The following is a 526-nucleotide window of genomic DNA, read 5'->3' as shown; positions in this document are numbered from 1 at the left end:
GATCTGGTGGACGTGAAGAAGCCGGTACTGCGCGGCACGCTTAAGACGACGACCGACCCGCTCACGTGGTTCCAGTTTGCGGTGGACGCGTTTGAAGAAGACGAGCAATACGTGGATGGTGTGTACTGGTCGCACTTTCTGGATACCGGGTTCAGCGCGTTTAGGCCGTTCGCCCGTTACTTCCGCGCGATTTGTGCAGCGGTCCTGAAGAACCTTCCTGCGGTCTACCTCGAATACTCGGTGCGCACCGTTAGTGAAATGCTGCCTTGGCTGATCATGGTCACGGAATATGGGCCGCGCATGGCCGAACTGCGTGCGGCCGATAACCAGCTGCGGATGACGGCGATGACGCAGGGAGAAGACCCTGACTGGAAGGTCTCCGGTATCCCGTTGCTCGACGCTATGCGCAAAGTCGGGCTGCTTCCGCACCAGTTCAAAATACGGAACATTCTGCGCGACAGCCCGCTGTTTGCGCTGCTTCCTGTTCAAGCGGGCGGCGGTAAGTCGCTCCTGCTCATCACCGACA

General features: G+C 59.1%; 1 protein-coding gene. It reads left to right on the top strand.

Annotated elements, in window-relative coordinates; all coding sequences use genetic code 11:
* On the top strand, positions 1–526 hold a 526-nt coding region (locus AC1RPH_RS07765; RefSeq protein ID WP_481762018.1), incomplete at both ends, for a hypothetical protein.

The organism is Dellaglioa sp. CoH-57-MRSF-16 (assembly GCF_056782055.1).
Note: the sequence above shows the minus strand (reverse complement) of the source record. Positions and strands in the feature narration are given on the sequence as shown.